Origin of the sequence: Lysinibacillus sp. ZYM-1 (genome assembly GCF_001308875.1) — a bacterium.
Taxonomy (GTDB): domain Bacteria; phylum Bacillota; class Bacilli; order Bacillales_A; family Planococcaceae; genus Lysinibacillus.
This window is the reverse complement of the sequence record NZ_KQ465153.1, coordinates 1-22214: the sequence shown is the minus strand read 5'-3', so window position 1 is coordinate 22214 and position 22214 is coordinate 1. Positions and strand designations below refer to the sequence as shown.

The window sequence follows — 22214 nt, the reverse complement described above, 5'->3', positions numbered from 1 at the left end:
TTGGATTCGGCATTGATTTACCAAATATTGAAAATGAAAGAGAAAGAAAAATGACAAAAGCGCCATCGAGAGTGAACTTCTCGATGGCTTTTGTCTACAGTCTGAAATCCCCTCACTGAAAATGTGAGGGGATTTGTTTTGGATAGAGAATTATTTTTGTAATGTCGAAACTTCATATAAATAATCACTTAAAACACGTAAACCTTTATCGAAGTTTTCTAAATGGAAGTGCTCATTTGGTGCGTGGAAGTTTTCACTTGATAAACCGAAGCCCATTAACACCACGGGTACCTCTAAAATTTCATCAAATGCGGCTACGATAGGGATAGATCCACCGCCACGTGTGTAAGCAGTAGGTACATGATAAACCTTTTCGTAAGAACGTCCAGCTGCTTGGATGAATGGATGATCAAAAGGTGTTAAGAATGCAGGGCCTTTATCAAATTCTGAAATGTTTATTTCAACACCAGCAGGTTTATGTTTTTCAACATGCGCTTTTAATAGTGCTACGATTTCATCTGGCTCTTGATTTGGAACGAGACGACAAGTGATTTTAGCGCCAGCTTCAGCAGGTAAAACTGTTTTGATGCCTTCTCCAGAGAAACCACCAAAGACGCCATTAACCTCTAATGTCGGACGAGCCCAAGTGCGTTCTAGATAGCTAAATTCTTGTTCACCAAATAATTCTTTTACACCAACTTCTTGTTTTACTGACTCTTCGTCAAAGCCAAGCGCACGATAAGCTTCACGTTCTGCTTCTGTTAATGGCAATACTTTGTCGTAGAAACCTTCCACTTGGATTGTGCCATGCTCATCACGGAAGGATGCTAAAATTTCAGCTAATGCATGGATGGCATTTTGTACGCCTCCACCATAAAGACCTGAGTGTAAATCTCCTTTAGCTCCACGCACATCAATTTGAATGCCTGTTAAACCACGTAAGCCATAGCATACTGCAGGTTTACCAGGACCATAAAGACCAGTATCAGAAATTAAAATTAAATCCGCTGCTAATTTTTCCTTATGTTGTTCAACAAAGGCAGGTAGGTGTGGACTACCAATCTCTTCTTCACCCTCATAAATGAATTTAACGTTCACAGGTAAAGTTCCCGTTGTTGCAAATAAAGCTTCAATCATTTTTAAATGCATAAATACTTGCCCTTTATCATCACTAGCACCACGAGCAAATAATTTATTGTCGCGAATTGTAGGATTGAAAGGTTCGCTTTCCCATAAATTTAATGGATCAACAGGTTGTACATCATAGTGACCATAAAACAAAATAGTTGGTTTGCCTTCTGCGTGTAACCAATCAGCATAGACAACAGGGTGACCTGCAGTTTGCGTAATCGAGATATTTTCAAGATTTAATTTTTCAAACGCATTGGCAAGCCACTGTGCAGCTTGTTGGATATCTTCCTTATGCTCAGATAAAGAACTAATACTTGGAATTCGCAAAAATTCATTCAATTCGTTTAAATGAGCCTCACGATGTTCGGCAAAATAAGCGTCTATTTGCTGTAAATTTGTCATCTAGCATCCTTCTTTCTAATATTTCGATAATAGAAATAGTATAGCATATCAATTCTAGAAAGTATTAAGTAGGATTCATAAATAAACTGAACGTATAGAAAAATAAAAGACACTGTAAAAATTCCATTACAGTGTCTTTTAGTAGATACCTATGAGTGGAGGTCAACATAACCTCGACTTCTGGTAAAGATCCTTTATTCGACATATCTTCATTTAGCAAGGGTGTATCCTTATTAAATATTTTTCGATTTACTGCTACTGATGTTAGGTGTTGGTGGTGAGTTGTAAACACGGGAATATGGTGGTATTGAATTCATTAGCCAAATGTTACTGCCTAGTACTGAATCGTGACCAATTGTCGTTTCGCCACCTAAAATTGTTGCACCTGCATAAATAACAACATTATCTTCAATATTCGGATGACGTTTAATTCCTTTAATTGGATTACCATTTTCATCAAGAGGGAAGCTTAATGCCCCTAACGTTACACTTTGATATATTTTAACATTATTGCCGATTATACATGTCTCACCGATTACGACACCTGTGCCGTGATCGATAAAGAAAGATTCACCAATTGTCGCTCCTGGGTGAATATCGATTCCTGTTAAACTATGTGCATACTCAGACATAATACGTGGGACAATCGGTACGCCCACTTCATATAATTCATGTGCAATACGGTGAATATATACCGCAACAATCGATGGATAACTTAATAAAATTTCTTCTGTGGAAAGGGCAGCAGGATCTCCGTTGTACGCCGCCTGAATATCTGTTTGCAAGGTTTTACGGATTTTTGGGAATTGCGAAATTAAATCCATCACAATGCGATCTGCATCCTCTTGACAAGTACAGTTTTCAAGATTGCTGTTGTACTCCAAATTATAAATTAAAACTTTTTCGATAATATCACGTAAATCCAATGCCGTTTCACGCAGTTTATTACTACTTACAATATTGACGCGTGTAGTATCGATCGGTGGAGCAGTATGGATACCTGGGAACAGTACTTCATGAAAATTATCTAAAATTTTATAAATTTGATTGCGCCCAACAAAGCCAATTGAATTTTCAATATCAACATACTGTCGGTTAATATCACTTAATGAACTTGTAATTTCTGGGACCTTTTCATTTAACCAATCATTTAAACTCATTATAAAACACCCCTCAATTTCATAATAACTGATGTAATAAAAGTACAAAGCATTTCATCCAATAGCAACTCTTTTAGCTTTAAAATATATTAATATTTATATTATAGAAAAAATACCTGCATGTGGAGTTGCAATTAAATAATCTTATATTGTTTTACCATAAAATACGACTGCTTTTAAAGGTTACTGCTTCATGTTATGATCTAGACCGATCTGCGCTGGAAGGATTTTAAGCAAATAAAAAGAGTCTGATTTCGGAACAATACCGAATTCAGACCCGTAAATTTTTTATTAGTGAGCAGTATAGCCGCCATCAACAAGGAGTGTTGTACCATTAACAAAGCTCGCATCATCACTTGCTAAGAATAAAACAGCTTTGGCAATTTCCTCTGGTTTTCCAAGTCGACCTTGTGGGTGAAGGGAGGCTAAATATTCTTTCTTTTGAGCGTCTACTTCAGCCAATAGAGGTGTGTCGATATAACCAGGACATACTGCATTTACGCGAATACCCTGTTTGGCATAAGCTGTACATAGGTTTTGCGTTAATAGCTTTACGCCGCCTTTTGCAGATGAATAGGCTGTTGGATTTGGTAAGGCAACAAAACTATGAATAGAGCCAGCGTTGACGATGACGCCACCTGTTCCTTGAACAAGGAATTGTTCAATGGCATATTTATCAGAAAGAAATACTCCTGATAAATTAATATCAATTGTTCTTTTCCATTTTTCGAAAGATAACTCGTGCGCTGGTGCATCATCAGCTACACCGGCGTTGGCATACATAATATCAAGTTTCCCATATTTATGAACGGTTTCCTTAATCATATTTTGAATGTCTTCTTCGCTTGTAACATCTGTTTTCACGAAGAGTGTATCATAACCATTGTTATTTAATTCTTCTGAGATGCTTTGTCCACGCTCTGAAAAATCAGCAATGACTACTTGAGCACCTTCTTGGACAAAGAGGCGAACTGTGGCTTCACCGATACCACTAGCACCACCTGTGACGATTGCTACTTTATTATTTAGTTTCATTTCAATGACCACCTTTATATTATTTTGCTGTTGCTCCACCATCAATAACAAATTCGGCACCTGTTGAGAAGGAGGATTCATCAGAAGCTAAGAATAGTACTGTTTGAGCCACTTCTTTTACGGAACCTAAACGTCCTAATGGGAACAAGTTTTTCCCTAATTCATCTTTAGAGCTTCCTGTTGTTGCAGATGCATAATCGGCCATCCCTGTATCGATATAGCCAGGATGGATTGAGTTAACGCGTACTCCGTACGGAGCATATTCCATTGCCGCATCTTTAGTCATAATGCGTACGGCACCTTTACTAGCCCCATATAATACATGTCCAGCAGCGCCTGTTAAGCCCGCAATGGAAGAAGCATTAATGACAGAGCCTTGATTTTGTTTAGCCATAAGCGGCATAATATGTTTCATACCAAGGAAGACACCAGTCACATTGATGGACATTAAGCGATTCCAGTCAGAAAGTTCGATTTCCGCAAGTGGTTTAATAATATAAATGCCAGCATTGTTGAAAAGAATATCAACTTTGTTAAATGTTTTAATTGTTTCATCTGCAACCTTTTTCCAGTCGTCTTCATTGCTAACATCATGACGTACGAATAATGCTTCGCCTCCAATTGCTTGGATATTGCGGACTGTTTCATTGCCAGATTGTTCGTTTATATCTGTAATGACTACTTTTGCTCCTTCTTTCGCAAATAATAGTGCAGTTTCTTTCCCGATTCCTGTGCCTCCGCCTGTAATAACGGCTACTTTATTTTCCAGTCTCATTTCAAACACACACCTTCCATTATATCTGGTTATATGGTTACCGTAGGATTCAAAAGTATTCGCTATGTTTTAGCGATACCTTCATCTTACTCCTTTCAATTTGAAATACTATCCTATAAGATGCTGTATAATATAGTAAGTGAATATCCTCCATTTATAGGGGTATTTTTAGTATGAAGGAGAAGAATTTCCTATGACGCATTCATTTCAGTCCTTTGAAGAAATGACACTTCAAGAATTTGTGTTATTTATCAAAATTCATAGTAAACAAATTGAAGAGAATACGAATATTTACCTCAATCTAGAACCTTCGATTGCTGAAGCTGATCGAAAAAGAGCAGCAATGCTACTGGATTCGTTTCTACGTCTAATGACGCATACGAACATCGAAGAGTTAAATGATGATTTTAAAAGTTTTTTTAATACATGGCTTCAATCACAATTATCCATTATCGATACGAGAAGCTTTCATCTATTCCAATTGATTTTAGAAAAGTCATTGATTACTTTTATGATTCAGCAGAAAATTAGTCGGATGAATGCCATTCTAATGTATGTACTATCGATATTTACATTTTTAGTACAGCTTTACTATGACTGTGAAGTGGATGATAAAACCAGTCGGAGAACTACTTTTGAAAGTGAGGAGTTTAGACAGCTTCAATTATTAGATCAACTCGATAAATTGCTCATCAGTTCCTCTGGCTATCAGGATTTAGCCTATATTTTAAAGAAATGTGAAGAGTATTTTAGTTATAAAAGATGTGTATTTTATGCATATGTGCCCTGGTCCAATCAATTTTACGGGGTTATTGGGGCAGAGCTTCCAAAGGTTCAAAGTATGAAAGGGGAGCTTACTGGTGAAAATACAGTTCTCGGCTCAAGAAAACCCATATATTTAAAAAACCCTAAAAATTATGTGAAGGAAGAACATATTCAATTATTTAATTTATCTTCAATTATATTTATCCCAATTATTCGGCAAGATCAATTATTTGGATGGCTGACATTTGATCAACTAGGTGAAGAATTTGATTGCACTAAGGATGAATTAGCGTTGCTTGAAGAAGTAGGGAAGCGATTAGGATTATTTTTATCACGAAAAGGTGAAAAGGTTGAAAAAAATACAGAACTTCGTTTAACAGAAAGGGAGTCCATGATTCTTGGCCTACTTGCAGAGGGCTATGACAATAAAAAAATTGGAGGATTACTATTTTTAAGTGAGCATACAGTGAGAGATTATGTAAGTAGCTTAATGACAAAACTTAAAGCAAAGAATCGAACACAAGTCGTTGCTTCAGCTTTTCGTTTAGGGCTGTTAAGTTAACCATGCAAATCCACTCTGTTGCCCAATAGATAATTAAATGGTTCATGTTTAGAATCTGCTTACTTTACAAGTCATTGTTAAAGTGGCAGATTTTTAATTTTCTAATAATAAATATTATTAAGAAAATAGCAATGGAAATAGGGGTTTAATGTAATGGAGCGGTGTTTTGAAGGGTGAGTAATATAGTAGTAAAACATTTTTTACGAATATTACAAGCAAAAGCGATTAAGCTTACACGATTGTAATGAAATTGAAAGCCAATACGATAGAGTGTAATACATTATTTTGCGAGAATGTGTATAGAAGCAAGAACAAGAAGCGGAGGCATACACAATGAATGAAAAATTAGAAGGCGTATATGAGGAGTACAATCGTTATATATATCACCTATGTTTAAAACTAACTCGCAATAATGTAGAAGCTGAGGATTTAATGCAAGAAGTTTGGGTTAAGGTTGTGCGCTACGAAGACAGCGTTGCTGAAGTAGAGCATATTAAAGCTTGGCTCACAACAATTACAATGAATACATTTAGAGATCGCTACCGTAAAAAAGTGCGCCGTAGCAAATATATGATGAACCAACCTGAAACATTAGACGTACCGATTTTAGATTTGGTTCCCAATAATGAAATTTCTACCGAAGAAAAGATTGAAAAGGACATTGTAACAAAATTAGTGCAAGATAAAATGGAACAATTAGATGCCATCTACCGAAAAACTTTATGGTATTTCTACATAGACCAATATTCACTTGCAGAAATCTCTACGATTATGAAAGTTTCCATCGGTACTGTGAAATCTCGTTTATTCCGTGCAAAGGCTCGATTAAAAGAAATGCTTATGTCTGATACAGCCATTGTGGAGTCTGTGCTACCAGCGTAATAATAGCTGATTGGTCGCACACCATAAGTACTTAGACGGAAGTATTGGTTCGACTAATCTAAAAAAAGATGCATTCGCAAGTAATTGCGATGCATCTTTTTATTACGCGTTCATTCGGGTCGATTCATATCTACATCTAATAGACACTTTGAAAAAATATTTCGTAATGTTTGCAGTTCTTCTGCTGTAAGCATGCCAAACATATTGTTAATAATTTCACTCACTTGCTGACGAGATTCTTTTAAAATATTTTCACCTTCATTAGTGATGACTAGCTGTGAAGCACGTCTATCTGTAGCATGCTGCGTTTTTTCAATAAAGCCAGCATTAATAAGCTTTGTTGTTAAAACTGTGACGCCACCTGTCGTTACTTTTAAGCGTTCAGCAAGAGCAGAAGGGCGTTTTGGGCCCTCCTGTGATAAGTAATCTAATATTAAAATATGGGATTTTGAAAAGCCGAGTACATTATGATTATTCCACTCGTTTGCCCACTTACGCTCTATTGATGAAACGACTTCAAATAAAGAGGTAATGGCTTTTTGTTTTTCTTGATCCATGAAGGTCATCTCCAAAACTGTTTTAACTTTCTTGTGCCAATCTTGTCATCGCATTTAATTCGTAAGCACGTACTTTACGTGGAATAAAACGACGGATGTCCATCTCATTGTAACCAACTTGAATGCGTTTTTCATCTATTAAAATAGGGCTACGTAACATTCTTGGATGTGCTTGAATAATAGCAAATAGCTCCTGAATAGAAAGTTGGTCGATATCGATATTTAAGTTTTTAAAATCATTTGAGTTTGTTGCGATAATTTCATCTGTTCCATCTTCAGTCATGCTTAGAATTTCTTTGAATTCTGCAAGTGTCAGTGGGTGGGAAGTGATTCGTTTTTCTTTATATTCAATATTGTGATCTTTTAACCATTTAAGTGCTTTTCTGGATGAAGAACAGCTCGCTTGTGAGTAAATTGTAACTGTCATTCTTCATTCCTCGCTTTCTTTTTAGATTATATTTTATAAATATCTTATCAGTAAGGTAAATAGTTTATATATATATCTTACTAGTAAGCTATATATAAATCAATAGCTATTTGAAAAATTTCTTATAATACCATGATTTTTTCAGGTATATTAACATATACGAAGACTATGACAAAAAGTTTCATTATCTCAGCTTACAATGATGTAAGTTTAAGGAATGTGAATAGGGACTACATGAAGCATAGGTTTATCTAAATGCTAGGTTAAAAAATATCAGTCCACTGATTATAGTATGTTTAAAAGAGGGAAATTATACATAGAAACGTTAGAAAATTATTTTTAGTGCTTCACAGGTAGATGAAAAAGGGTAGTCCCAAATGATTTTGAGGCTACCCTTTTAGATTTAGCTTTGTTGTCCTGAAGTGAACCAATCTTGAACATCCCAGACTTTCGTTGCAAGTCCGTCATAGAAATCTGGTTCGTGACTTACTAGTACAATTGTGCCTTTAAATTCTTTCATGGCACGTTTTAATTCATTTTTTGCATCCACATCTAAATGGTTTGTTGGTTCGTCAAAAAGAAGCCAGTTTGCTTCTTCCATCATTAATTTACATAAACGAACTTTCGCTTGTTCCCCACCTGATAACGAATTGAGTGGACGTGTAATATGATCAGTTTTTAGGCCAGCTTTCGCTAGAGCAGCACGTACTTGAGCTTGTTCCATTGAAGGGAAGGCATTCCATACATCATCAATTGGTGTGATCTTTTCCGCTTTTACTTCTTGTTCGAAGTAAGATGGGTAAAGGTAATCACCTCGAATTACTTTGCCACCGAGAGGATTGATTTTACCAAGCATTGTTTTTAGTAATGTTGATTTACCTACACCATTCATGCCGACTAAAGCAACTTTCTCTCCTCGCTCAATAGCAAAAGTGAGTGGGGGAAGTAATGGCTTGTCTTTATCATAACCAATCACCAAATTTTCAGCCTCTACAACAAAGCGACTTGATGAACGTGCTTCTTTAAATCCGAATTCTGGCTTTACAGAGGTTTCTGGTCGATCAATTCGCTCTAAACGGTCAAGCTGTTTGGCACGTGATTTGGCACGGCCAGTAGTTGAGTATCGTGCTTTATTTTTTGCAATAAAATCTTCTTGCTTCTTGATGAACTCTTGTTGCTTTTCATAAGCTTCAATATGCTGGCGTTTATTGATATCGGCAAGCTCTAAGAATTTTTCGTATGTTGCTGTATATCGAGTTAATTTTGAAAATTCGAGTTGGAAAATGACATCCACCGTTTCGTTCATAAACTCTGTATCATGTGAAATTAATAAGAAGGCGTATGGATAGTTCTTTAAATAGTTTTTCAGCCAAGTAATATGTTCTTCATCAAGATAGTTCGTAGGCTCGTCTAGTAATAGAACTTTTGGTTTTTCTAATAATAGTTTAGCTAGTAAAACCTTTGTACGTTGACCACCTGAAAGAGCAGCTACATCTCGTTCCAAGCCAATAGCATCAAGACCAAGTCCACGTGCAACCTCTTCGATTTTCATATCGAGTGAATAGAAGTCTCCTGCGTCTAATGCATCTTGTACCTCAGCCATTTGCTCTAATAGAACTTCTAATTCTTCAGGTGTCGCTTCTGCCATCTTCCCTGTAATTTCATTGAGTTCCTCTTCTTTTTTATATAGAGGTAGAAAAGCGTCACGCAACACCTCACGCATCGTTCTACCAGCTGTTAGTGCTGTATGTTGATCTAAATAACCATAATGTGTGCCGGGAAGCCATTCAACTTTTCCTTCGTCATGGATCGTTTGTCCAGTAATGATGCCCATTAAAGTTGATTTACCTACACCATTTGCTCCAACGAGTCCAATATGATCACCTTCTACTAAGCGAAACGATACATCTTTAAAGAGTGTACGATCCCCGAAAGAGTGACCTAAATTTTCAACTGTTAATATTGCCATATATGTTCCTCCAACTGTCTTTCATGTTTACATTTTATAGTTCTGCAAGATGCTTGTTGAGCTCTGCTAACTGAGATTCCATATTTGCAAGACGTTGCTCTGCTTGTGCTACTTGATCGTTGTGTCCTGTAGACTCCAATTTTTCAATATCGCCTTGTAAATTTATATAGTCCATTTTTAACTCTTTAATTTGATATTCTAAATCATTTTTTGTTGGCATGATGATTGCTCCTTTCGTAAGAATATTTGTATAGCGAATGCGTGTAAAAAGCGATGGGGGTTTGATGATCCCCCACCGCTTAGCCATTAAAATCAATCGGGAACTTTTTATCTTTGAACTTACTTAAGTCCCAACTTTCATAAGAAGAGATACTGAAGTGAAAATTTCTTATATATTGTATCATAATCATCTTTGAAGTAGCACTAAGTAGAAGCGATATTATGTCGATCATAAGCAAAGTCTAAAAGTAGTTCTAAGAGTGTTTCATTGTTACTAACGAGATTAAGCTGACGTTGTTTTTTTACGGCACGTTCACTTCGAGCTTCGTGTAAAAGAAACTCCATAACTGCATTTTGTATTTGGGATTGTTTCATTTTGCGTCCAAGTCCTAGATGAATAAAACCGTTCTGTTCTCTCGGAAAAGCATGTAATAGCTCCGCTTCCGTTTGTGCAAGTGTAATGCATGGCACACCGTAAGAGGCAATTTTGTAAGGCGTATAATTGGCATTACAAATAATAACATCTGCTTTTGGTAAAAGTTTGAGAAGTGCATTTTTATCGCGAAGGATGGCAGTGTTGCGACGACTTAGCACCATCATTTGCAAGTCGTCCGTAGCATGGCGGTAGCTGTCGTCAATCATAACTGTAATTTGTAGTGGAATTTGTAACTGTGTTAAGTGTCGAAGCGTACGGTAGGTTAAATTATGCTCGTCCCCATCTTCAAAAGCTACAACTATATGGGGAGGGTTTTCAGATGTTTTACTATCAGGTCTATGGCTAAAATTTTGATAGGCTTCTGGTAGTGCAAAAACAAAGCTTCCGCCAATATAATGAGACGGTAAATAATCTTTAGCTTCATGATAGAGTGCTAGTAGTACACAGTCACAGGCTTGACCACCTTCACCAAAATCATCAAAGTGAATAATCGTTTTGCAGAAAGGTCGTAAATCCTGTACTTGCCAACTTTCAGAATTGCGCCCATCCCTGACAATTAAATCTGGCTGAATGCCTTTAATTTGCTTAGGTAGTTCATTAAAATGATCAAATAAAACGGGAGATAGACCTTCATTGATTAAAATTTGGATCCCGTCATTTGAAGGAGTCTTTACAAATATGAAAATTTTCTCATTTGTAAGTAGCTTAGCTAATGTTGAAACCCGTTCAAAAGGATACAGCCCTTTATCAATACAGCTTTCAATAATGAAAACAATCGTTTTTTTCGGTACTATTGCTTGCGTTTCGTTTTGCAAATGTATCCCACCCTTTCCTCTGTCTCTTTAAATTATGGCGAAGAAAGAGCAAGTATGTGTAAAATTTAGGATTTGATAAATGATCTTTTCAAGTGAATCTTACAAATAGCTATCTCAGAGGTACGATAAATAACTTTTTAATCATCAAAAATATGGTCGATATATATAGTGAGCTTAGAATGAGAAAATACATACATAATGATGGTATTTATAGAAGGAGGGATGAGACATGGGTATGCGTGCTGCGATTGTTGTGGGAGCTACTGGTTTAACTGGCTCTTCACTAGTAGAGCAATTATGTGAAAATGATGAATATGTTTCCGTGACAGTAATTGCGAGAAGAAAACCAACTTTTACGCATCCTAAGCTAGAAGTGAAAATTCGCGATTTTAATAGGTTGGAGGAAAAAGATATTGAATTTGCGCATGAACTATATTGCTGTTTAGGTACAACCATAAAAAAAGCAGGCTCTCGTGAGGTGTTCGAAAAGGTCGATTTTGAATATCCTTTAGCGATTGCTTCATTGGCAAAAAAGCGTGGGATTCCTCATTTTCTTGTCATCACTGCAATGGGAGCTAATGAGAGTTCTCCTTTTTACTATAACCGAGTTAAAGGAAAGCTTGAACATGATTTAATGGAGCTAGGTTTACAGCAGCTTTCTATTATTCGACCTTCACTCTTAGTGGGAGAACGTGATGAACTTCGTTTAGGGGAAAAGGCAGGAGCGAAAGTATTGAAAATCGCGAAGCCTTTATTAATAGGACCTTTAAAGCGTTCTAGAGCCATTGAAGCTTCTCAAGTAGCAAAGGCAATGATTATTATTGCACTGTATGGAAAGCGACAACAAGTCACTATTTATCCTTCACATGAATTAGCAACATTTGAATTTCCAGAAGCGTCAGAAGAGGATGTTTCAAGGGAGACATTATTTAATTGGGATAAAATTAGCAAGACAGACGCACTTCATGAAGACGAGAAAGTGAATCGTGATGTAGTGATTGATCGGGAGAAGTATAACATCCACGATAAGGTTGTCGATAAAGAAGTCCATTTCCGCTCATATGATAAGGAGTAATTTTTTCAACTTTCCGCCTAAAGACTGAATTTATTGCTTTCATCATTACAATTCTTTCCGAGCCACTTTTCATTTGTTACAATATTATTGTAGAAGATGAATGTGGAGGCAAAATGAAAATGAAAATTTTACTCGTTGATGGCACTATGTTTGGTCGTAAAACTGGTGCTATTTTAGAGCAAGTGGAACAATATATTAAAGAATTAGATGCTAGTTTCGATTTAGAAATGATGCATTTTAGTGAATATAAGCATCAAATTGTAGATGGTTCACCGTTAAATGAAGATATGAAAAAAATGATTCAACAATTCGAGGAAGCAGACGCTTATATTATTGCAACGCCAATTTTTCAAGCATCTATTCCTGGCGTTTTGAAGAATGCTTTTGACTTCTTACATCCTAAAACAATGCGTTATAAGCCTGTATCTATTGTTGCAAATGGTGGCACATATCAACATCACCTTGTGGTAGAAAATCAATTAAAACCTATTTTAGACTACTTCCGTGCCCTTGTTACACCTAATTATGTATATACACACACATCACATTTTGATGCAGATAATCGTATTGTAGATGAGGACGTTCATAGTCGTTTACGAGAATTAGCACGTGTATTTGTTCAGTATTGTGAAATGAGCAAAAACTTGCCTAAAGAAACGATCGATCAACATTAATATAACCCTTGTACGGTGGTAAGAAATCACTGTGCAGGGGATTTTTCTTTGTAAGTATTCTTTTAGGATGTGATAAAATAAAACTTTAATGACACAGGAGGGAGGGCTGCTCATGCAGGACATCGCTTTACTAGAAAAACAACGCTGTAGTCTTATATTGACTAATAAGGCTAAGGAAGCGGTAGAGGAATGCTCAGCAAACGAGCATGCCTTTTTTGCGTTACAAAGATCTTTTACTGTCTACATTGAAAAACGGAAAGCAAAAACAGTGGGTGAAATATTTTTATCCATCTATTTTAATGCAGGGGACAATGAAAAATTAAGTGATATTCTTCCCGAGAAAACGGTCATTATGGACTGTGTGTTAAAACTGGAAGGATTACTGGCGACTAATATTCGTTTTGTGCATATGCGAGGTCCAATTAACACGAATCGTCGCTTAGCAGCAGCTTTGCAATTTGTTACAAAGCCTAATAACGGAGCAGGTATTCCCCTTGAGCTTCATACTAAGATCAGACAACTACCGATAGCGGAAGAGCGGACTGAATATGTAAAAAAACGTATTGCCAGCTGGGAAGGCTTTTTGAAAATTCAAGAACGTGACGCGACTATTGACGATATTCATACCGAATTTAAGCAGAGCTATTTCAATGAGGATTTTACACGTTTAACTATCGTATGTCCCTACATAAAGAATAAAGAGTGGAAGAAATTAGAAGGTTTGAGTGTAAGTATTCAAGGAGTCCGTGGTGAAATAGGTCAAGTATTGAAGGCCCATGCTGGAAAGCAAACAGTTGAAATTGATTTGAAGCCCTTCATACAAGATTTGGCCCGCAAGGATCAGTTTAATCTTCGTTCGAAACAAGCGAGCTTCAGCAATTTTGCGACATTAAGTCAAATTAGAAGATTACGGAATGGCTTTACAAAGTTAGAAAAGGGCGAGGCCGTAAATCCTAATTTAGAGACAATCCTTTTTGAAAAACGTCCAATTGTACGAGCATCCAAGCTTAGGGAAGATATTGAATTTCACAATAATTTAAATGAATACCAAAGACGAGCTGTTTTAGGCGCTTTATCTGTTGAAGATTTATATGTCATACAAGGTCCACCTGGTACGGGGAAAACCACTGTGATTTCAGAGATTTGTCAGCAAAATGTGAAAGCTGGCTTAAAAACACTTGTCGCATCCCAGTCAAATTTAGCAGTAGATAATGCATTAGGACGGCTTCTATCCAATCAAGAGATTCGAATTTTACGTTATGGTAGAACGGAAAGTATTGAGGAAGAAGGCAAAAAATTTATTGAAGAAAATGTTGCTCTGCAGTGGCGTGAACAAACATTGGCGGCGATTGAAGAAGCCATCTTGATATTTCCTGAACGTGAGCAGGCGTTCAAAGCCAATCTTATAAAAGTAAATGATGAGCTTGAAAAATTAGAGATATGGCTTGAGGAATTGACACAAGAAATTGCAGCTAAAGAGCAAGCAGCTATCGAAGAACCGATTTTACAGCAAGAAATTCAAGCATTAAAAAAAGACTTAAAAGCTGCTAAGACAGAGCAACAGACGTGTGAAGCTCAAAAAGAGCATTATAAGAAGCAGCTCGCACAAATAGAGCCAATTGTAGAGCAGTTTGAGCAGACACTTGCTGATCATCCTTCTGTTGAGCAGCTACTGCTTACCATTCGGGAGACTACACAAAAAATGGAGCAACTAGAGGCTGCTGCTCAATATAAAGAATTGCTGGAGCAAAAACAGCAGTTAACACTTCAATTTCAGGATATACAACAGAAATATGAAACAGAAAGTTATCGCCTCGTCATCATGAAGGAAGCGCAAAAGTACGTCCATACACTGACATCATATGAGCGTATCCAACGATATTTACAACATTATCAAATTCGCCCTTCTCATGTCCTTTCGCAGCAAATTAGCCGCATACAGCATTTAGAGGATGCGAAAGATTTAGAGGCATGGTCTACCATCAATAGCCGCCTTCAAAAGGCTATTACAAAGCTAGAGACATTAGTGGCTGAAGATGTGAAGGAGCAAGCTCTTTCCAAAAGTCGATTACAGCCAGTGCAATCATTTTCTCTACAAAACCTTACGGGTGTATTTGCGCAACTAAACAAGGCTTTTCAAGACGATCAAACGCCTGCCATTAACGAAATTGAGAGTTATTTACTGGGACTCTACATGCGTCGTGATTTTGTTTGGCAAAAAGGGATAGCGCTTAAGCAGCAACAGGAGCATAAAGACGAAGAATATGAGTCATTTCGAAAAAATCTTGTTAGTTTACTACATCAAGAATGTGCGATCACAAGCTTTGATGTACAAAGTATACAGCGGCAATTGCAACCGTTTTTACAGCATACAGAGCGATTACAACAGCTAGCCAGCAGCTTCCAATTAGAAGAAGAACCAGAAGAGTCTGTTGAGTATTTAAAAATTCTTGCGGCACAATTGCGAGAGTCTCTTCAGTTAGCCAATCAGCAACTAGAAGAAGTTGAAAAGGCTAAAGTACAATTAATACCAAAGCAAGCATCCCTTCAAACTGTACAAACAAGCTTGCGGGAAGTCGACCTACAGCTATTACAATTGGAAGAGCGTTTAAAGGAAATAAACGTCGCTGGATTGAAAAAAGAAAAGCAACTGGCCACATATACGAAGCTCTTACAATCAACACCAGAACGAACAGCAGAAGAGGTTATGGAATCTATTCAAACTTCCAAGCATGCTATTGAAGATTTACAGCGTCAGGAAAAGCAACTACCACTTCGCAAAAAATTGCAAGAGCAATGGCGAGAAAAATTACAAAACGCTACTGAATATGATTTAGATGAAATTCGAAAGTTATATGTACGACACGCAAATGTTATTGGTACCACATGTGTTGCTTCAGCGAGTAAAGAATTTATGGAAAATTATCCGACCTTTGATGTTGTCATTATTGATGAAGTTTCAAAGGCAACACCACCAGAATTGTTATTACCAATGCTTAAGGGAAAAAAGGTCATTTTGGTAGGTGATCATCACCAGCTACCACCACTACTTGGTGACGATACGCTGGAGGAAACATTGAAGGCGATGTTAGAAGAGAATCCTAACTTTGTGGGCGCACAGGAATTAAAAAATTTACTTCGTGAATCATTGTTTGAGCGCTTATTTAATAATTTGCCTCAAACACATAAGCAAATGCTAGCACTGCAATACCGCATGCATGAAAAAATTATGCAAAGTATCACGCCATTTTACGCGAAAGAAGAAAATGGCTTGCAATGTGGCTTACCAGATTCGGATTTAGCGAGAGACCATGGCTTGGAAGGGAAATTTGTAAAACGTAATGACCATTTATTATGGATTGATATTCCGACTGAAAAACCTTATTTAGAGGAACAGGTAAAAGGCGGGACAAGCCGTTATAATGAAGGGGAATTACAAACAATTCGTCGTATTTTGCTAGACCTAAATGACGCAGTGAAGGCGGCAAAAGAAGCAGGGCGTATGCCACACGATGCTCTGAAAAGCGTTGGGGTTATTAGTTTCTACGGTGAGCAGGTAAAGAAAATAAATCGTCTTCTTCAGCAGGAGTTACAGTTACCACATCTGCAGTTTAGAACAGGGACAGTTGATAAGTTCCAAGGTATGGAAATGGACGTGATTCTTGTAAGTATGGTTCGTAATACACCAAAGGGCGGAGACATTGGTTTTGCAAGAGATTATCGTCGCTTAAATGTCGCTTTATCCCGTGCTCGGGAGTTACTACTGCTTGTAGGAAGTGCAGAAATGTTTGCGAAACGAGCAAAACATCAAGATACAAGAGAAATGTATACGAATTTATTAAATACAGTAAAATCCTACGAAGGCTTGCGTAATCATGAAGGATTGGTGATTTAGTGTGTCAAAATTACAACAGCGATTAATGCGTGAGCTGCAGCAAAATCGCAATATCAAAATTGTCAAAACTGCTGAATGGTGTATTCCAATTCGGACAGTGGATGTGACCTACGAGCCTGTTCGCCGTTCCACAATGGATGTCTTAATGACAATGCTGCTCCTAAGTATTCAAGAGGCCGATTTTGGAAGTACACAGGAATTGAGTGAGTTATTACTTGTCGATCCTTTATTTATCGAAGACTTGACTTCTTTAATGGTTCGGGTGGGTCTGATGAAAAATGAGGAAGACTACTTTAGGCTAACTGAAAAAGGACAGCAACAGCTTGAGCAAGGTGTCTTTGAAGAGGAATTAGAAGTAGAAGCATCTACTCTTTACTTTAGTCCTTGCCATCAATCATTTCTGACTATTGATGTAAATAATGATGAATACGATGAGTTACCAGAGCTGTATCGTTATGTAGATAGAGAAGCTGAGCAGCAAGAGCAATTTGAAGAGTCACTGATTATGGCTGCCCTACAAGAAGTGGATGAAGAAGAAACAGGCAACTCACAAAAAATCATCGCAAGAATTGTTCAAGTAGAAGCTCAACAAATTAATGATAGTCCATGTTTAGAGTTTGTTCTTTACGATAAGGAGCAGGAAATTTTATTTGTTCGAGTGTGGAATACGATATTGAATCAATGGGACCACCATCTAGAACAACAACTTACTGATAAAGAACAATTGATTTGGCGTGAGCAATATTTATAGAAAGAAAACGAACGTGTCTAGCGTTCGTTTTTTTTATTTTACAAGGTAAGTCCTAAAAGTTGAGCGATAATTTAAAAATTGTTTCGATAAAGTGGTGAACTAGCATAGTATATTACTACATGATAAGGAGGGGACAGATGTTATCGATTAGTTTATGTATGATTGTTAGAAATGCACAATGTACGATCGAAAGATGCTTAGATTCGGTTCAGCATATAGTGGATGAGATTAATATTATTGATACAGGTTCAACTGATCGTACAAAGGATATTGTCCAAAGTTACACCTCTCGAATTTTTGATTTTCCATGGTGTGATCATTTCGCAAAAGCGCGCAATTTTTCCTTTCATCAGGCAACAAAGGATTACATTTTATGGCTTGATGCGGATGATGTCTTGACAAAGGAAAACCAACATAAATTATTACTACTAAAGCAATCTTTGTATCCTACTGTTGATGTTGTTACGATGGATCATTACCTAATACTAGATGATGATGGGGTAGTGGCGTGTAGTGAACGAAAATATCGTCTAGTAAAAAGAGTAGGTCATTTTCAATGGCAAGGCGCTGTCCATGAATATTTAAAGGTATCTGGCCAGTTCTTTCACAGTGATATTGCTGTTACTCATTTACCTTTAACAAAGGATATCCACCGTAATATACGTATCTATGAAGGTTTATTGCAAGAGGGGCAATCTCTTTCTGCAAGAGATTCGTTTCATTACGCTAACGAATTGAAACTGCACCAGCGTTATTTAGAGGCCATTAATCAATACAATACGTTTCTAGATAGCGAGTTGGGTGCGACAGATGATTGCATTGAGGCGTGTTTGCATATAGGGGAATGCTATCGACTGTTGCAGGATGATAAACAAGCACAGCAAGCTATTATACAATCCTTTTTGTATGATCGACCAAAGCCAGAAGCATGTTGCCGAATGGGTCAATTTTTTATGGAGCAGTCAAAACATAAGGAGGCCATTTACTGGTACTCTCAAGCTTTGCAACAAGCTTCTGTCGATTCAATGACTATTCAAAAACGAGCTTACTCATCATGGATACCTCATTTGCAATTAAGTCTGTTATATAGGGAGTTACGGTTATTCGAAAATGCCTATCAGCATAATCTTGAGGCAAAGAAGTGGAAACCGAATCATCCGGAAGTAAAAATTAATGAAAAATATTTACTCAGTCGATTAAAGAATTAAATTGATTATGGGAAGGGCACATCGATAAAGAGAACATAAATAGCTTGACCAATTAACACAGATATACCAACAACAATTGTCATAAAAATCACATTACGAGGCCTAAAATTTTTTGCTTCCATTAAAAACCCCTCTCTTGTATATAGAATATTCAGTCAATTTAAGATATGTTTAGAGGATTTGAGTATGCATAATAAATGAGCAAATTCACTTTCTGTGTGAATTTGCTCTTTATAGTTAATCTAACTTTAAACCCTTTAAAGCTTCAGCAAGTGCGTTGTTTATTGACTCCTCATTATTTTGCTGCTTTAAGTATTTTTGTACAGAACGTTTATCAACCTTGCCTTCGTCTTTTTTACGTCGTTCTTCAAAGGCAGAAAGTTTTTCACGATAGCCGCATTTACATACAAAGATTTGACCATCTCTTTCCCCATGAAGCTCTAATAATCGTTGTGTAACATCTAAAAGAGAATTCTTATTAATTTCCAATTACTTTTCTGTTTTGCTTAAAAGAAGTTTAAGTATATAGCATGTGCTATATTAAACATTAGGAAGTACGAAAGGGTGTTATATATGGCTAAAAGTTTAGTGTTAGCAGAAAAACCTTCAGTTGCACGTGATATAGCAAATGTGCTGAAGTGTCATAAAAAAGGAAATGGTTATCTTGAAGGAGATAAATATATTGTTACATGGGCTTTAGGCCACTTAGTTACTTTAGCTGATCCAGAGAGCTATGATGAAAAATATAAAAAGTGGAACTTAGAAGATTTACCAATGCTACCAGAGCGTCTGAAATTAACAACAATTAAACAAACAAGTAAGCAATATAATGCAGTTAAATCTCAACTTACACGTAATGATGTGAATGAAATTATCATCGCAACAGATGCCGGACGTGAAGGGGAATTAGTGGCTCGTTGGATTATTGATCGTGCGAAAGTGAATAAACCAATCAAGCGTCTATGGATTTCATCTGTTACTGATAAGGCAATTAAAGATGGTTTTGCAAACTTAAAACCTGGAAAGAATTACGACAATCTATATCAAGCTGCAGTAGCTCGTAGTGAAGCAGACTGGTATTTGGGATTGAACTCAAGTAGAGCGCTATCTACTAAATTTAATGCTCAGTTAAATACAGGGCGAGTGCAGACTCCTGTAGTAGCAATGGTTGCTGCTCGTGAAGATGAAATCAAGAACTTCAAGGCACAAACGTTTTATGGAATTGAGGCACAAACAAAAGAATTAAAATTAACATGGCAAGATGCGAATGGTAATTCACGCAGCTTTAGTAAAGAAAAAGTGGATGTTGTTGTTAATTCATTAGATAACCAAGATGCAAAAGTAATCGAGATTGAACGTAAGCCGAAAAAATCTTTCTCTCCAGGGTTATATGATTTAACGGAGCTACAGCGTGATGCAAACAAAATATTTGGATACTCAGCCAAAGAAACATTAAATATCATGCAAAAACTATATGAGTCTCATAAAGTGCTAACTTATCCTCGTACTGATTCTCGATATTTATCTTCAGACATCGTTAGCACCCTTCCAGAACGATTAAAAGCATGCGGTATTGGAGAATATCGAACTTTAGCAAACAAAGTGCTTTCAAAACCAATTAAAGCAAATAAATCGTTTGTGGATGACAGCAAGGTATCTGATCACCATGCAATTATTCCTACAGAAGAATACGTGAACTTTGCAAACTTTACCGATAAAGAACGTAAAATTTATGATTTAGTTGTAAAACGTTTCTTAGCGGTGCTTTTCCCAGCTTATGAATATGAACAGTTAACAGTGCAAGCTCAAATTGGCAAGGAAAAATTCATTGCTCGTGGTAAAACAGTAATTTCTGCCGGATGGAAAGAAGTTTACTCAAATCGCTTTGATGATGAGGAATCAAACGAAGATGTGAAGGAACAATTATTGCCTCGTCTCGAAAAAGGCCAAGTATTAAAAGTAAATTTAATTACTCAAACATCAGGGCAAACGAAGCCTCCAGCACGTTTCACTGAGGCTACACTTTTATCAGCAATGGAAAATCCTACAAAGTATATGAACACGCAAAATAAGCAGCTTGCTGATACGTTAAAATCGACAGGTGGATTAGGAACGGTGGCAACACGAGCCGATATTATTGATAAGTTATTCAATTCATTCCTAATTGAAAAGCGTGGTAAGGATATTCATATCACTTCTAAAGGTCGTCAGTTACTTGATTTAGTTCCTAATGAATTGAAATCTCCTGAAACAACAGCCGAATGGGAGCAAAAGTTAGAATTAATCGCTAAAGGCAAACTGAAAAAAGAAACCTTCATTAATGAAATGAAGCAGCATACAAAAGAAATTGTAGCGGATATTAAAAATAGCGATAAGAGATTTAAGCATGATAATATTTCAACAAAAACTTGCCCTGAATGCGGTAAGCCAATGCTTGAAGTGAACGGGAAAAAAGGTAAAATCCTTGTTTGCCAAGATCGTGAATGTGGTCATCGTAAGAATGTGTCACGTGTGACGAATGCACGTTGTCCTCAGTGTAAGAAAAAGCTTGAGCTACGTGGCGAAGGTGATGGTCAAATCTTCGTATGTAAGTGTGGCTATCGTGAGAAGTTATCTGCTTTTGAAGCTCGCCGTAAAAAAGAAGGTGGAGGTAAAGTGGATAAACGTAGTGTACAAAAATACATGAAGCAGCAAGAGAAAGAAACAGAGCCTTTGAATAATGCTTTTGCGGATTTATTAAAGGGTTTTAATGTAGAAAAATAAATATTAATTTTAAAGAAACCAGAACGTTCATAAAACGTGTCTGGTTTCTTTAAATATTATTTAAGTCGGAGTTTGGGATTTTGATTCAATGATTTTAGCGTTTATAATTATGGAGTTTCTCGGTTTTAAATAAGCTAAAAGTACTTCTGATAAAATTCCCTCCTAAGTTTTCCGCTTAGTTGTGTATAAATCCTAGTAGTTTCACTTTTATAATGCACCCATAAAACTTTGAACTCTTCAACGGTTGCGCCATTGTTTAATAGATGTGTAGCGTAACAATGGCTTAATTGATGGGCTGCAAATCTTTACTAATTCCAGCGAAACTGGAGATTCGTTTAATGATATATCTCATTTGCGCAATACTCATATGATGTGGATTCCTTTCAGTAACAAAAATTGCCGGTTCTCTATCTTGACGACTTTCAATGTATCTTTTAAACCAAATATTACAGCGGACATTTAAAGTACACCCCTCTTTCTTTATCGCCTTTATCCCCTAACGAAATCGGAGCGGCGATTCGTAGTGTTCAACATTTGAAGAAAAGTGTTGACTGATAAAAAGTTATTATGTTATATTATAGAACCTGTCACTTAGACAGCGAAAAAATATTTTAAAATAGTTATTGACTATTGTTTTACATTCTGATAATATTAATTCTTGTCGCAGGACGATGAATGAAAATGAACTTTGAAAACTGAACAAGCAAAACGTA

The 22214-nt window shown here is 36.7% G+C and carries 17 protein-coding genes and 2 pseudogenes; 8 read left to right on the top strand and 11 right to left on the bottom strand.

All coding sequences use genetic code 11. From position 1 onward, the window contains the following. Positions 1 to 150: 150 nt before the first annotated feature. The 4 genes from AO843_RS22310 to AO843_RS22295 all read right to left on the bottom strand — a co-directional run bounded on the left by AO843_RS22310 (position 151) and on the right by AO843_RS22295 (position 4503). A complete protein-coding gene (locus AO843_RS22310; RefSeq protein WP_054613262.1) occupies positions 151 to 1533 on the bottom strand; it encodes a dipeptidase in 1383 nt (460 codons plus the stop codon). Between the two features lie 233 nt (positions 1534 to 1766). Continuing rightward, entirely contained in the window at positions 1767 to 2693 is a 927-nt protein-coding gene (gene epsC / locus AO843_RS22305; protein ID WP_054613261.1) for a serine O-acetyltransferase EpsC, read from the bottom strand. Between the two features lie 291 nt (positions 2694 to 2984). Continuing rightward, a complete protein-coding gene (locus AO843_RS22300) occupies positions 2985 to 3728 on the bottom strand; it encodes an SDR family NAD(P)-dependent oxidoreductase (protein WP_054613260.1) in 744 nt (247 codons plus the stop codon). 19 nt (positions 3729 to 3747) lie between these two features. Continuing rightward, positions 3748 to 4503: an SDR family NAD(P)-dependent oxidoreductase gene (locus AO843_RS22295; protein ID WP_054613259.1), complete on the bottom strand. Its 756-nt coding sequence runs from the start codon at positions 4501 to 4503 to the stop codon at positions 3748 to 3750. Between the two features lie 193 nt (positions 4504 to 4696). Between AO843_RS22295 and AO843_RS22290 the strand changes: the two genes are divergently transcribed. Beyond that, positions 4697 to 5830, top strand: coding sequence for a LuxR C-terminal-related transcriptional regulator (locus AO843_RS22290; RefSeq protein WP_054613258.1), 1134 nt, complete (start codon positions 4697 to 4699; stop codon positions 5828 to 5830). A gap of 333 nt (positions 5831 to 6163) precedes the next feature. Continuing rightward, complete coding sequence (locus AO843_RS22285; protein ID WP_036117528.1) at positions 6164 to 6712, top strand: RNA polymerase sigma factor; 549 nt, start codon at positions 6164 to 6166, stop codon at positions 6710 to 6712. A 110-nt stretch (positions 6713 to 6822) separates the two neighbouring features. On the opposite strand, the gene AO843_RS22280 is transcribed toward AO843_RS22285, so the two are convergent. The 5 genes from AO843_RS22280 to AO843_RS22260 form a co-directional block, all read right to left on the bottom strand. Continuing rightward, positions 6823 to 7269 (bottom strand): MarR family winged helix-turn-helix transcriptional regulator, encoded by a 447-nt coding sequence (locus AO843_RS22280; RefSeq protein WP_054613257.1) that lies wholly within the window; start codon positions 7267 to 7269, stop codon positions 6823 to 6825. Positions 7270 to 7291: 22 nt separating this feature from the next. Beyond that, entirely contained in the window at positions 7292 to 7696 is a 405-nt protein-coding gene (gene spx, locus AO843_RS22275) for a transcriptional regulator Spx (RefSeq protein WP_008176149.1), read from the bottom strand. Between the two features lie 403 nt (positions 7697 to 8099). Then, positions 8100 to 9665 carry a ribosomal protection-like ABC-F family protein gene (gene abc-f / locus AO843_RS22270; protein WP_054613256.1) on the bottom strand — a complete coding sequence of 522 codons (1566 nt, stop codon included), beginning with the start codon at positions 9663 to 9665 and terminating at the stop codon, positions 8100 to 8102. A 34-nt stretch (positions 9666 to 9699) separates the two neighbouring features. Beyond that, entirely contained in the window at positions 9700 to 9885 is a 186-nt protein-coding gene (locus tag AO843_RS22265; RefSeq protein ID WP_054613255.1) for an SE1832 family protein, read from the bottom strand. 203 nt (positions 9886 to 10088) lie between these two features. Further along, the gene (locus AO843_RS22260) at positions 10089 to 11135 is read right to left on the bottom strand and encodes a PseG/SpsG family protein (RefSeq protein WP_054613254.1); all 1047 of its coding nucleotides are present in this window, start codon (positions 11133 to 11135) and stop codon (positions 10089 to 10091) included. A gap of 229 nt (positions 11136 to 11364) precedes the next feature. On the opposite strand from AO843_RS22260, the gene AO843_RS22255 reads away from it, so the two are divergent. From AO843_RS22255 to AO843_RS22235, 5 genes are all read left to right on the top strand, one after another. Further along, complete coding sequence (locus tag AO843_RS22255) at positions 11365 to 12210, top strand: oxidoreductase (protein WP_054613253.1); 846 nt, start codon at positions 11365 to 11367, stop codon at positions 12208 to 12210. A 119-nt stretch (positions 12211 to 12329) separates the two neighbouring features. Continuing rightward, entirely contained in the window at positions 12330 to 12884 is a 555-nt protein-coding gene (locus tag AO843_RS22250; protein ID WP_036122789.1) for an NADPH-dependent FMN reductase, read from the top strand. A gap of 112 nt (positions 12885 to 12996) precedes the next feature. Further along, positions 12997 to 16779, top strand: a complete 3783-nt coding sequence (locus AO843_RS22245) for a DEAD/DEAH box helicase (protein ID WP_054613252.1) — start codon at positions 12997 to 12999, stop codon at positions 16777 to 16779. Between the two features lies 1 nt (position 16780). Further along, positions 16781 to 17530 carry a hypothetical protein gene (locus tag AO843_RS22240; RefSeq protein ID WP_054613251.1) on the top strand — a complete coding sequence of 250 codons (750 nt, stop codon included), beginning with the start codon at positions 16781 to 16783 and terminating at the stop codon, positions 17528 to 17530. Positions 17531 to 17667: 137 nt separating this feature from the next. Continuing rightward, entirely contained in the window at positions 17668 to 18738 is a 1071-nt protein-coding gene (locus tag AO843_RS22235; protein ID WP_054613250.1) for a glycosyltransferase family 2 protein, read from the top strand. Positions 18739 to 18975: 237 nt separating this feature from the next. Here AO843_RS22235 and AO843_RS22230 read toward each other — a convergent pair. Beyond that, positions 18976 to 19191, bottom strand: a pseudogene (locus AO843_RS22230) (hypothetical protein); the annotation flags it as partial. 120 nt (positions 19192 to 19311) lie between these two features. Between AO843_RS22230 and AO843_RS22225 the strand changes: the two are divergent. Further along, complete coding sequence (locus AO843_RS22225) at positions 19312 to 21501, top strand: DNA topoisomerase III (protein WP_054613248.1); 2190 nt, start codon at positions 19312 to 19314, stop codon at positions 21499 to 21501. A 134-nt stretch (positions 21502 to 21635) separates the two neighbouring features. Here AO843_RS22225 and AO843_RS25270 read toward each other — a convergent pair. Further along, positions 21636 to 21992 (bottom strand): annotated as a pseudogene (locus AO843_RS25270) (tyrosine-type recombinase/integrase); the annotation flags it as partial. Positions 21993 to 22214: the final 222 nt, after the last annotated feature.